11 protein-coding genes and 1 pseudogene are annotated in these 12,865 nt (G+C 43.6%); 8 read left to right on the top strand and 4 right to left on the bottom strand.

The genetic code is table 11. The features are described from left to right. Positions 1-7 precede the first annotated feature (7 nt). Both MSI_RS10405 and MSI_RS10400 read left to right on the top strand, forming a co-directional pair. Positions 8-400 (top strand): hypothetical protein, encoded by a 393-nt coding sequence (locus MSI_RS10405; protein ID WP_009106674.1) that lies wholly within the window; start codon positions 8-10, stop codon positions 398-400. 12 nt (positions 401-412) lie between these two features. Then, positions 413-688 (top strand): hypothetical protein, encoded by a 276-nt coding sequence (locus tag MSI_RS10400; protein WP_009106672.1) that lies wholly within the window; start codon positions 413-415, stop codon positions 686-688. 63 nt (positions 689-751) lie between these two features. Here the strand turns inward: MSI_RS10400 and MSI_RS10395 are convergent, their stop codons facing one another. Both MSI_RS10395 and glgX read right to left on the bottom strand, forming a co-directional pair. Then, the gene (locus MSI_RS10395) at positions 752-3,205 is read right to left on the bottom strand and encodes a glycogen/starch/alpha-glucan phosphorylase (RefSeq protein ID WP_009106670.1); all 2,454 of its coding nucleotides are present in this window, start codon (positions 3,203-3,205) and stop codon (positions 752-754) included. 47 nt (positions 3,206-3,252) lie between these two features. Continuing rightward, positions 3,253-5,355, bottom strand: a complete 2,103-nt coding sequence (gene glgX, locus MSI_RS10390; protein ID WP_009106669.1) for a glycogen debranching protein GlgX — start codon at positions 5,353-5,355, stop codon at positions 3,253-3,255. Between the two features lie 60 nt (positions 5,356-5,415). Here glgX and era point away from each other — a divergent pair, with 60 nt between their 5' ends. The 5 genes from era to MSI_RS15025 all read left to right on the top strand — a co-directional run bounded on the left by era (position 5,416) and on the right by MSI_RS15025 (position 9,508). Beyond that, positions 5,416-6,327, top strand: coding sequence for a GTPase Era (gene era, locus MSI_RS10385; RefSeq protein WP_009106665.1), 912 nt, complete (start codon positions 5,416-5,418; stop codon positions 6,325-6,327). A 153-nt stretch (positions 6,328-6,480) separates the two neighbouring features. Then, complete coding sequence (gene nrdD / locus MSI_RS10380; protein WP_009106663.1) at positions 6,481-8,643, top strand: anaerobic ribonucleoside-triphosphate reductase; 2,163 nt, start codon at positions 6,481-6,483, stop codon at positions 8,641-8,643. Between the two features lie 11 nt (positions 8,644-8,654). Then, positions 8,655-8,897: a TIGR03905 family TSCPD domain-containing protein gene (locus MSI_RS10375; protein ID WP_009106661.1), complete on the top strand. Its 243-nt coding sequence runs from the start codon at positions 8,655-8,657 to the stop codon at positions 8,895-8,897. Positions 8,898-9,009: 112 nt separating this feature from the next. Then, on the top strand, positions 9,010-9,369 hold the full coding sequence (locus MSI_RS14080; protein WP_009106659.1) for a 4Fe-4S single cluster domain-containing protein: 360 nt from the start codon (positions 9,010-9,012) through the stop codon (positions 9,367-9,369). Beyond that, positions 9,257-9,508 (top strand): 4Fe-4S single cluster domain-containing protein, encoded by a 252-nt coding sequence (locus MSI_RS15025; RefSeq protein WP_237706505.1) that lies wholly within the window; start codon positions 9,257-9,259, stop codon positions 9,506-9,508. Before MSI_RS14080 ends, MSI_RS15025 begins: the two co-directional genes overlap by 113 nt. Positions 9,509-9,513: 5 nt before the next feature. Here the strand turns inward: MSI_RS15025 and MSI_RS14075 are convergent, their stop codons facing one another. Beyond that, positions 9,514-11,085, bottom strand: coding sequence for a diguanylate cyclase (locus tag MSI_RS14075; protein WP_009106657.1), 1,572 nt, complete (start codon positions 11,083-11,085; stop codon positions 9,514-9,516). A 125-nt stretch (positions 11,086-11,210) separates the two neighbouring features. Here MSI_RS14075 and ychF point away from each other — a divergent pair, with 125 nt between their 5' ends. Further along, on the top strand, positions 11,211-12,341 hold the full coding sequence (gene ychF, locus MSI_RS10360; RefSeq protein WP_009106654.1) for a redox-regulated ATPase YchF: 1,131 nt from the start codon (positions 11,211-11,213) through the stop codon (positions 12,339-12,341). 180 nt (positions 12,342-12,521) lie between these two features. On the opposite strand, the pseudogene MSI_RS14705 reads toward ychF, so the two are convergent. Continuing rightward, positions 12,522-12,865: pseudogene (locus tag MSI_RS14705) on the bottom strand (N-acetyl-gamma-glutamyl-phosphate reductase); the annotation flags it as partial.

Raw genomic sequence — 12,865 nt, 5'->3', positions numbered from 1 at the left:
GGAAACTATGGCATGTTTTACAGTTCCACTTGCAGAAGCAATTATTGTTTCACTGGCAAAAAAGGCTGCTTTTAAGAAAAATACAGATAATGTAATTTCTGAAAGCAAAAAACAGAAGATTATGGAGACAAAGAAGAAGCTCGGACTTCTTGAAAATCTTCTTTACGGAGGAAGTTTTCTTTTAGCCATTGAACACATTTATCATGGGGAAGTAATTCTCTTCCCACCATTTTTGACAGCATTGCGTACACCTGAAGAAATTCCTGTGATGCTGAAAGAAATGGCAACTGTCGGAGTTGGAATGGCACTTTTGACAACAATAGTCTGGTTTGCAGTCTGCAAATTATCTGACTGGCTGGCAAAACGAAAGAATCCGCTTTATGCCATACAAAGAGCCTGAAAGGGGAATCATATGTGTCTGATTTTTACAATTCTTGCTGCAATAATCTTTACAATCATAAATGCCGTGAATAAAAAATCCGCAAGCCCCTGCAAAAGCATTTCTAAAATAATGTTTATGTTCTGGGGTGCCGCACTTATGTGGTGTGTTGACGGCATTGCAAGCGTAATGGAAGGCGAAGGCTTTTTTGATCTTAGCAGCCATGATGCAATTCTTGGTGCAATAATCGTTACAGCCGGCCTGCTGGTATTTTGTATCATGCTGGCCCTTGAAAAGAGACAGAAATAAAAAAAGGCGGCCAGCCTTATGACCGGTCGCCCCTTACTAACAGCTAATATCTAACTGTAAGCCTTACTTAGATTTCACTTCAACCTTATTCAGGTGCCAGATGTCGCGAACGTAATCTTCGATTGTACGGTCAGAAGAGAACTTACCGCAGTTTGCGATGTTCTTAAGAGCCATGCGGGCCCATTCTTTCTTGTTTCCGTAAACTTCAGCAATCTTTTCGCGGGTCTTTGTGTAAGAGTCAAAGTCTGCAAGAACGTAGTAAACGTCTGGACGCTGACCTTCAACACCGTAAACCAGAGAATCGTGAAGCTCTTTGAAAAGCTGGTGAGTTGGATCGTAAGTGCCGTCTATCAACTGCTCAACAACCTTGGCAAGACCAGGATTTCTCTCAAGACATTCCTGAGGGCGGTAAGAGTGCTCAGCTTCCATCTTCTTGATTTCTTCTGTCAAAAGACCGAATACAAAGCCGTTTTCTTTTCCAGCTTCTTCGAAGATTTCGATGTTAGCACCGTCCATAGTTCCCAGTGTCAAAGCTCCGTTAGCCATAAACTTCATGTTTGAAGTTCCCGAAGCTTCAAGTCCGGCAGTAGAAATCTGCTCAGAAACATCAGCTGCAGGGAAGATTTTTTCTGCAACAGAAACGCGGTAGTTTTCTACGAATACAACGCGGATTTTACCACGAACGCGGCGGTCATTGTTTACGCGCTCAGCAACAGTGTTAATCAATTTGATGATTGCTTTTGCACGGCGGTAACCTGAAGCCGATTTTGCACCAAAGATAAATGTACGAGCCGGCGGGTTGTAAGAAGGATCTTCTACAATGCGGTTGTACAAATACATAATGTTCAAAATGTTCAAAAGCTGGCGTTTGTACTCGTGAAGGCGTTTTACCTGAACATCAAAGATTGAATCCGGATCAAGGAATTCATTCTGAGTATGCTTGAGGTAATCAGCAAGAGCCTGTTTGTTTTCCTGCTTGATTTTTGTAAGCTCGTCCAAAGAAGCATCATCATCAAGGAATTTTTCCAAACCTTTAAGAAGAGTAAGGTCTTTTTCCCATCCGTGACCAATGCGGTCTGTGATGAATTTTGCAAGCTTAGGGTTTGCATTCAAAAGCCAGCGGCGCTGTGTAATACCGTTTGTCTTGTTGTTGAACTTTTCAGGATACAAAGCATACCAGTCTTTAAGTTCAGCAGTTTTCAAAAGTTCAGTATGAAGCTCAGCAACACCGTTTACGCTGAAGCATGAGTGAATTGCAAGCCATGCCATGTAAACCTTGTCGTTATGGATAATAGACATGTGCTGCTGTTTTTCGTAATCATCAGGATATTTAGCGCGCAAATCTACAACAAGACGGCGGTTAATTTCTTCAACAATCTGATAGATACGAGGGAGCAATCCCTGGAAAATATCAATTGGCCACTTTTCCAATGCTTCTGCAAGGATAGTGTGGTTTGTATAGGCAAATGTGTGAGTTACAACATCCCATGCTTCTTCCCAGCTTACATTGTATTCATCCAGAAGGATACGCATAAGTTCAGGAATTGCAACTACCGGGTGAGTATCGTTGAGCTGAATTACGTGAAGGCTTGCGAATTTAGAGAAGTCTGTACCGTAGTCAGCAACATAGTGGCGAACCAGATCCTGCAAAGAAGCAGAAGAGAAGAAGTACTGCTGCTTGAGGCGGAGAGCCTTTCCAGAAGGACCCGAATCGTTAGGATAGAGAACGCGGCTGATGTTTTCTGCGCTGTTCTGGCGCTCAACTGCACGGTTGTAATCCATATTATTGAAAAGCTGCAAATCAAATCCGTTTGGTGATTTTGCTGACCAGAGACGGAGAGTGTTTACAGTATTTGTATCATAACCGATGATTGGCATATCGTAAGGAACGGCTGTAACTTCTTCTGCATTTTCGATGTAGAAGCGTGGTTTTCCATCCGGAGTTTTTCCGTAAGCGATGTTTCCGCCGAATCTTACTGTAACAGAAAGGTCCGAACGTTTGATTTCCCAAGGATCGCGGTGAATAAGCCAGTTATCAGGATATTCAACCTGGTAACCATCTTCAATTTTCTGCTCGAACATACCGTATTCGTAGCGGATTCCGTATCCGTGTCCAGGGTAATCCAGAGTTGCAATAGAATCGAGGAAGCAGGCAGCAAGACGACCAAGACCACCATTTCCAAGTGCTGCATCAGGCTCTTCATCTTCAACCATGTTGTAATCAATGTTCATAGATTTCAAAACATCTTTTACAGCATCTTTAATCTGAGCATTCATAAGGTTATTGCTCAAGGCACGTCCCATCAGGAATTCTGCAGAAAGATAATAAAGCTGCTTTGTAGGCTTTTTCTCATACTCAGCTCTTGTTGCCATCCAGTTTGGCATAATCAGTTCAAGAGCACTGGCTGAAACTGCATCAAACAAATCGTGCTTGTTTGCCTGTGAAATGTCCTTACCGTACTGACGGCGCAAACGTGCTGACAAATTCTCCTTAAACTCTTCAGCATTAAATACCATAATTCTTCCTCCAAATTTTTAGAACTTGGCTTAAATTTTTCGGGAAATTACTTTCCCATCAGCAAAACCGAGCAACCGGCGAACAAAACATATCTGCGCTGTTCGTTCAAAAGCTCTGCATTTTCTGCTTCTAATATATCTTCAGGGCTGTCGTAAGAGGTATCCACCACGCGATACCATTTCTTACCGCCGCCTAAAGCCGGTAGCGTTACTGTAAGGTCATACAAATCATTATTTGTAGCCAGATAAAAATCATCCGAACCATCATTTGCCGAAACCTTAAAACCAAGGAAACGGTTCATCTTAGACCAGTCAGGATTTTTTGCCAGCTCATTATACCAGGTGATATTAGAGCCGCTTCCCTGACCTTCGCCAAAGAAATGACGGTTTCTGAAAACATGATGGTTTAGCCTTAAACATATCAGATTAGACACGTATCTGACAAGTCCCTGATTCTTCTTTTCCAGTGACCAGTCAATCCAGCCGATTTCGTTATCCTGACAGTAGGCATTATTATTACCATGCTGGGTGCGGCGGAATTCATCACCGGCCAGCAGCATTGGAACGCCCTGAGAAAGCAAAAGATAGAGCAGGTAATTTTTGATTGCGTAAAGGCGGGCTTTTTCAATCTTAGGATTTGTACAGTCACCTTCATAGCCGTTGTTATAGCTCAGATTATCATCAGAACCGTCACGTCCACACTCGCCGTTATCATCATTGTGCTTTCCGTTATAGCTTACAAGGTCATTCAGGGTAAAACCGTCGTGAGCCGTGATAAAGTTTATTGAACACTGAGGAGTTCGTCCGTCGTGATTGAAGAGGTCTGAACTTCCCGCGATTCGGGTTGCAGCGGCAGTCGCGATTTTTTCATCACCCCGGATAAAGCGGCGGATATCATCGCGGAAACGGCCGTTCCATTCAGCCCAGCGGGGACCTCCAGGAAAGCCACCCAGCTGATAAAGGCCAGCCGCATCCCAAGGTTCAGCGATAATTTTTGTATTGCACAAAATCGGGTCTTCGTGAATAGCGTTTGTAAGCGGAGGCAGTTCCATAGGAGCCGCATTCTGACCGCGCGTTAATATAGATGCTAAATCAAAACGGAAGCCGTCAACGTGCATTTCCAAAACCCAGTAACGCAGGCTTGCAAGAATAAATTCTATTACAACCGGATGATTACAGTTCATCGCATTTCCGCAGCCCGAAAAGTTCATGTAATACTGCTTTTCGCCAAAAGGCAGCGAATAATAAACGTCGTTCTGAAGTCCACGGTAGCAGAAAGTATAGCCGTGCTCGTTTCCTTCGGCAGTGTGATTGTAAACAACGTCCAGAATAACTTCGATTCCAGCCTTGTGCAGGTCTTTCACCATCTGCTTAAACTCGCGCACAGCCCCACCCGGAGTCTGGTCAGCGGCATAAGTCGTCTTTGGTGCAAAAAATCCGATAGTGCTGTAACCCCAGTAATTTACCAGATGCTCGCCAGTCCGCGGATTTATATTTGCATTTTCGTTTTCATCAAATTCAAAAATTGGAAGCAGCTCAACCGCCGTAATTCCCAGTTTTTTAAGATAATCAACCTTCTGGGCAAAGCCCTTATAAGTTCCCGGATTATCAACATCAGAAGAAGGAGAAGCCGTAAAGCCCTTGAGGTGAGTTTCATAAATCACCGACTTATACATAGGAAGATTGAGCGGCTTATCCCCTTCCCAATCGAAAGCCTTATCATCAATTACAATGCACTTTGGAAAGTCCGAAAGGTCAGTAAGCTCGCCCGTGTCAATTCCTGCGCGTCGAAGTTTATTGTAAGAACGGAAAACCGACCCGCGCGTAAAAGCCTTTGCGTAAGGGTCAAAAAGATATTTCTGCGAGTTAAAGCGGAGGCCGGCAGGAGGCACATAAGGCCCCGTAACCTTATAAAGGTACATAGCCCCGGCACCTAAGCCTTCAACCATGATATGCCAGATATTTCCCGTACGGTTATTTACAGGATCAAGTTCAATTTTTACAGATGGCTTTTCGTCCGCTTCACAATCAAATAAACACAACTCCACCGCCGTAGCCGCTTTGCTGTAAACGCTGAAATTAACACCGCCTTCAACAATCACAGCCCCCAGCCCAATCGGAGCACCATTCTGAAATTTTACTTCAGTCATATTGGAAGATTTTAACACACAAAGGGTGGATTTTCCACAAATTTTAGTTAAAATATGATTATGAATATAGAAGAAAATCAGGAACTTAAAACTGCAGTTGTTGCAATTATCGGGCGGCCGTCGGCTGGAAAATCGACTTTTTTGAATACGGCCTGCCAGGAAATGGTAAGCATTGTTTCGCCGATTCCGCAGACTACAAGAAACGCAATTAAGGGAATTGTGAACACTTCGCTGGGACAGCTTATTTTTATTGATACACCAGGCTATCACGATTCGGAAAAGAAGCTGAACCTGCGTCTGCGTTCTGTTACTGAAAGTCAGCTGGAAGATATTGATGCTGTTTTGTATGTAATTGATTCCACCCGCGAAACGGGCGAAGAAGAAAACCACACTGCTGCCCTTCTGGAAAAACTTCAGGATAAAGTTGTAATTGCAATAAACAAAACTGATTTAGCACAGGCTCGTCCGGAAAAAATCCGCAGCTTTATTAAAAACGCCCTGCCGGAAGTTCCTGATAACCGCATTTTTGAAATGTCTGCCGAAAAGGACATTGGAATAAATGAAGTTCTAAAAGGACTTTACGATATTTCTCCGGTTGCAGCTCCTATTTATGATGAAGAAACTTACACCGATCAGGATTTAACCTTCCGCGTTCAGGAAGTTATCCGCGGTGAAGCAATCAACCGTCTGGAACAGGAAATTCCTCACGCCGTTTACGTTACTGTTGCCGACGTAGAACGCCGCAACGAAGGTAAAAAGCTCTGGATCCGCGCCTTTCTCTGCGTTGAACGCGACAGTCAGAAGGGAATCGTAATCGGAAAAGGCGCATCCAAAATCAAGGAAATCCGTGCTGCTGCCCTCAAGAAACTCAACCAGATTTACATTCAGAAGGTTGAACTGGATCTTCAGGTAAAAGTTGATAAAAACTGGAGACAGAAAGACAACACACTGACAAGACTGATTCCGGAATAATATTATTTAGATTTTCCATTTTTTCTTTCCTAAAATATTGAACAAAAACACTAGGGATAGTATAGTTAACCTTACGTATCCGCTATATCTAGCACTAGAGCTAGTGGGCACAAACGAACAGGCGGACACGAACATCATAAAAAGGTGGGAAAAATGAAAATCATTAAACGTAACGGCGAAGAAGCAATTTTCGATATCAGAAAAATTGAGACTGCTATCTCTAAGGCAAATGCCGTTGTACCGGAAAGCGACAGACTTACAGACGAATATATTAAGGCGGTTGCCGCAAAGGTTGGCGCAGAATGTAAAGCCAGCAAGGTTCAGCTTAACGTAGAAGCCATTCAGGATCTTGTAGAAACCGAGCTGATGAAAATCGGTGCATTTAACATTGCAAAAATCTACATCACCTACCGCTACCGCCATGCCCTGCTTCGTAAGGCAAACTCTACCGACAAGCAGATTCTTTCTCTTCTCGAATGTGCCAACGAAGAAGTAAAGCAGGAAAACTCTAACAAAAACTCTACAGTAGTTTCTGTTCAGCGCGACTATATGGCTGGCGAAGTTTCCAAGGATATTACAAAACGCTTCCTTCTTGATGAAGATATCGTTCAGGCTCACAACGAAGGAATTATTCACTTTCATGATGCTGACTATTTTGCCCAGCACATGCACAACTGCGACCTGGTAAACCTGGAAGACATGCTGCAGAACGGAACTGTAATCAGCGGAACAAAAATCGATACACCGCACTCTTTCTCTACTGCCTGCAACATTGCAACTCAGATTATTGCCCAGGTTGCATCAAGCCAGTACGGCGGACAGTCAATTTCGCTCACTCACCTGGCTCCATTTGTTGACGTAAGCCGCAAAAAGCTCATCAAAGAACTGAACAATATGATTGAAGAAACCGGCGTGAACTTCACAAAGGAACAGTTCGACAAAATCGTTGAACGCCGCCTTGCAGATGAAATCACAAAGGGTGTTCAGACAATTCAGTATCAGGTTGTAACCTTGATGACAACAAACGGTCAGAGCCCTTTTGTAACTGTATTCATGTACCTGAACGAGGCTAAAAACGAACAGGAAAAGGCTGATCTGGCCCTTATTATTGAAGAAGTTCTCAAGCAGAGAACTCAGGGAGTCCGCAACGAAAAAGGCTACTGGGTTACACCGGCCTTCCCTAAACTGATTTACGTTCTTGAGCCGGATAACATCTCACCGGACGGAAAATATTATTACCTTACAGAGCTTGCGGCAAAATGTACTGCAAAACGCCTTGTTCCTGACTATATCTCAGAAAAGAAGATGTTCGAGCTTAAGGAAGGAAACTGCTACCCTTGCATGGGCTGCCGCTCATTCCTTACAGTTTACCGCGACGAAACAGGCCGCCCTAAATTCTACGGCCGCTTTAACCAGGGAGTTGTAACAATCAACCTGGTAGATGTTGCCTGCTCTTCGGGAAAAGACGAAGAAAAGTTCTGGCAGATTTTTGATGAACGCCTTGAACTCTGTCACCGCGCCCTTATGATCCGCCACAAACGACTTCTGGGAACTCCTAGCGACGTTGCCCCAATCCTCTGGCAGAATGGTGCCCTTGCCCGCCTTGAAAAAGGTGAAGTAATCGACAAGCTTTTGTTCAACGGCTACTCAACAATTTCTCTGGGCTATGCAGGTCTTTGCGAGTGCGTCCGCTACATGACAGGAAAGCCTCATACAGATCCAAGCGTAACACCATTTGCCCTCAAAATCATGAAGCACATGAACGAGGCCTGCGCAAAATGGCGTGAAGAAAGCACAATCGCCTTCAGCCTTTACGGAACACCGCTTGAAAGCACAACCTACAAGTTTGCAAAGGCCCTCAAACAGCGCTTCGGCGAAATCCCAGGCGTAACAGATAAAAACTACATCACAAACAGCTACCACGTACACGTAACAGAAAATATCGACGCTTTCTCAAAGCTTACATTTGAAAGCCAGTTCCAGGAGCTGAGTCCTGGCGGTGCAGTAAGTTACGTTGAAGTTCCAAACATGGAAAACAACATTCCGGCTGTTATGGCAGTTTTGAAACACATCTACGAAAACATCATGTACGCCGAGCTCAACACAAAATCTGACTGCTGCCAGAAATGCGGCTACACCGGTGAAATTCAGGTTGTAGAAGACAACGACGGCAAACTCATCTGGAAGTGTCCTCAGTGCGGCAACACCGACCAGTCAACCATGAACGTAACCCGCCGAACCTGCGGCTACATCGGCACCCAGTACTGGAATCAGGGCCGAACCCAGGAAATTAAAGAGCGAGTACTGCACCTTTAGGAGATTTTAAAATGGAAGAAATCACCTACAAAACAAAGGGCGTATGCGCCCGTGCGATTCACTTTAGCCGGGGCGATGACGGAACAATTACAAACGTCAGCTTTGACGGCGGCTGCGACGGAAACCTTAAGGCAATTTCTAAGCTGGTAGAAGGCATGAAGGCTGAGGAAATTGCGGCAAAGCTTTCCGGAAACATCTGCGGCTTCAAAAGCACAAGCTGCGCTGACCAGCTGGCAAAAGCGGTTTTAAGTTAGAAGGCCTGTGGGAAGGCTCATTGCCGCGCCGAGAGGTGCCCCTGCCCCCACCGTAAAAAGCCTCTTTCACCTCCGCATTAATTTTTCGCCCGTAACATCCGATAATATTTTTATGAACTACGGAGCAATTAAAAAAATTGATGTGGCTAACGGCGAAGGGGTCCGCGTTTCCCTTTTTGTAAGCGGATGCAGAAATGCCTGCAAGGGCTGTTTCCAGCCGGAAACCTGGAACTTTCATTTTGGAAATGTTTTTTCAGCCGAAACTGAAGAAGAAATCATAAAAGCCCTTGAACCCGAACACATTTCAGGGCTTTCAATTCTAGGCGGCGAGCCTTTTGAAGAAGAAAATCAAGAAGTTCTTGCTCCCTTCTGCGAAAAAAATCAAAAAAATTTATCCCAACAAAACTATCTGGTGCTGGACGGGCTATATTTACGACAAAGACCTGATAAAAGGCGGCCGCAAATACACTGAGTTCACAGACCGGCTTTTAAACTGCATTGACGTGCTGGTAGACGGCCCATTTATCGAAGAACAGAAAAACTTAATGCTGGAATTCCGTGGCTCAGAAAATCAGAGGATTTTGAAACTGGCTGAAATAAGGGCGAAATAAGAGTTTTAATCCCTTACAGCCTTCATTTCCTTTTTATTCTGATACATTGCCTTGTCGGCACGGCGGAAAACATTATCCACCGAAGTATCAATATCAGCATCAAAAACAGCAATTCCTATTGCCGCAGAAACTCTCTCCCAGATTTTCAAGTCTTTATTTTTCGAGATTTCTGCAATCTGATCTTTAAATTCCTTGATAAGGGCATCCCGAATTTTGTAATCTTCATTTTTCAAAATTACAACAAACTCATCTCCGCCCACACGGAATACCGGCGAATGCTTAAATACATGGCAGACAATATAACAGGTTCGCTTGATTGCAATATTTCCCTGCTCATGGCCGTAAGTATCATTAATTCTCTTAAGGAAGTTCATATCAACCATAACAATGGCAAATTCGGCATTTCCTTCAGCAATGTTCCAGTCAATCTGATGGGCTTCATTATCATAGGCAGTTTTATTTCTGATTCCCGTAAGGGCATCTTTAATTGCAAGTTCATTCATAGCATCCGCACGCTGCTGAGTATCACGAAGCTCCTTTGCAGTTTCCAGCAGATTACGCATATAATTTTCCAGCTCAAAAATCATCGAAGAAACCTGCAGGGCTAAAACAGAAATTTCGTCCTGGCCGGTAGCTTCTTTTTCAATATCACTTGCAATTTCTGCATTCTTACCCTGCGAATATCTTTTTACGCTTTCTTTCAGATTATAAAGCTTTTCAATATAGCGCTTGTAAATGAAAACAAGCATAAGACTCACTGCAAAAATCAGAATAAGGGTAATGCAGAACATCAATTTTACAGTTTCTATTAAAATTCTTTTGTTTACCTTTAAAATATCAGCTTCAACGCCAATAAGTCCCAGTTTCTGTCCGTTTATATAAAGAGGAAGGTAGCAGGCATAATCTTTTCCGTATTCGTTGTCAAAAACATCAAAACCGGCAGGCGTTCTTCCCGTTGTCCAGGATTCCCACTCGTGAGGATGTTCCTCTTTTTTGTGTTCAACCGTAATTCCAAGTTCAATATATTTTTTACCGTCAACAGTCCGCTCTTCACGCATAGAATCAAGAGCATACATTACGCTGAGAGTTTCTCCATCCTCAAGAACTTCAGGAATCACATATTCAACATAAGCAAGATTAAAGCGTTCTCTGGCCTGTTCAAATTTTTCCAGATAATATTCGTGCTTATAAACCGTATAGGCATATTTTACATCGTCAGAAAGCTCATTAAAGGAAATATCAATACCCATCATTTTTCCAGGATATTTTTGAGCAAAGAGCTGTTCGTATTTTTTTCTTGCAAGACGTATGCTTGTTTCATCAAAGGTATAAGGAACCAGAAGCTTCTGCGTATTAGGATAAAAATACTCCTGCCAGTAAGCAAAATCATTTCCATCAACCGTCAAAACCTTTTCCAGATAGGAGGCAACCTGCTTTACACTTTTTTCCCGCTCGGCCTTATAAGAAGCCATATGCGTAAAATACATTGCAATTCCACTCATGCCGATTGTAACAACAGTAAAAACAGCGAAAATAACACCAAATTTAAAAAGCAGGCTATCAGATCTCTTTCCCATGATAAAAATTATACAATCGATTGTCTGATAAAGCGAATTCTTTTTACATACACATATATATGGAAACAAATCATTTTTTGAGTTATATTTTATTCGACATTTTTTATTTTTAAGGATGATTTTTTATGTCTTTGGAATGTGGTATCGTTGGACTTCCTAACGTTGGAAAGTCTACTATTTTTTCGGCTTTGACTGCGGCTCCAGCTGCGGCAGAGAACTTCCCTTTTTGTACAATTGACCCGAATATTGGTATTGTTGATTTGCCTGATGAGCGCCTTGATTTTCTGGCTTCCATTCACAACCCTAAAAAGAAGACACCTGCAAGCGTAAAATTCGTTGATATCGCAGGTCTTATCAAGGGTGCCAGCAACGGCGAAGGTCTTGGAAACAAATTCCTTGCAAACATCCGCGAATGTTCAGTTATCGCTCACGTTGTACGCTGTTTTGATAACCCAGATATTATGCACGTTCGCGAAAATGCAAACGAAGCAGCTCCAATCGACCCTGAAACAGATATTCTTACAATCAACTACGAGCTTTGCCAGGCCGATTTGAACACAATCGAAACCCGCCAGGACAAGGTTACCCGCGCAGTACGTTCACTTGGAAAGGAAGAAGAAAAGAAATACGCTCCATGGACAAGTGCCGTTGCAAAAATCAAGCCTCTTTTGCAGGAAGGTAAACGCGCAATCATGGCAGATTTGACAGATGATGAAAAAGCTGCCGTTTACGATATGTTCCTCCTTACAATGAAGCCGACACTTTACGTTGCAAACGTTGATGAGGATTCTATTGAGGCCCAGACAAATGATTATGTTGAAGTTGTAAAAAAATATGCCGCTGAAGAAAAATCAGAAGTTGTAGTAATTTGCGGAAAGTTTGAAGCTGACCTGGCTGAGATTACCGACCCGGCTGACCGCAAGGACTTTATGGACAGCGTTGGACTTAAGGAAAGCGGACTTGCAACTCTTGCCCGCAAGGCTTATCACCTCATGGGACTGCGCACCTTCTTTACAGGTGGCCCTGATGAGTGCCGTGCCTGGACAATCCACGCCGGCGACAAGGCTCCACGCGCAGCCGGTGTAATCCACACAGACTTTGAAAAAGGCTTTATCCGCGCCGAAGCCTACACCATCGACGACCTGCGCCAGTACAAAGACGAAGCCGCCATCAAGGCAGCCGGCAAATACCGCCAGGAAGGAAAAGAATACGTCGTTCAGGACGGCGATGTATTGTTCTTTAAATTCAATGTGTAACTTATAAAAAAATGGCTTTCAGTCGTGAAGGTATGGAACAAAACCGCTCGGTACCTCGCTACATGCTATTTTTGTCAGGAAACTATTTAACGCGCCGCTAGCGCGGCAGACAAAAATAGAATGTTTTTGCCCCACACCTCCACTCCCTATCGCCATTTTTTTTCAGTTTCTTCTACGAAATTAAAGACCCGTTCCCTCATCAATTCCCATACTAATATTCATACACTGAACAGCAGAACCCGAAGCGCCTTTTCCAAGGTTATCGAATCTTGTTGTTACGCAGATGCGGTCATCATTTCCGTAAACAAAAATCTGCATATCGTTGGTGTTGGCAAGTGTATTTGCAGGAATAAACTGCTCCGGTAATGTGCCTTCTCCCATAAAGCCGGCAACCTTTACAAAGCGCTGACCTTCATAGTGTTTGCAGAAGGTTTCCCAGACATCGTGAGCAGTAACCTTTTTTGCCAGAAGGCGGGCGTGTAAGCCGACAGTTACAGTCATTCCCTGGAAGTAATCACATACAT

This window comes from Treponema sp. JC4, assembly GCF_000260795.1.
In the GTDB taxonomy this organism is placed as follows: Bacteria; Spirochaetota; Spirochaetia; order Treponematales; family Treponemataceae; genus Treponema_D.
Note: the sequence above shows the minus strand (reverse complement) of the source record. Positions and strands in the feature narration are given on the sequence as shown.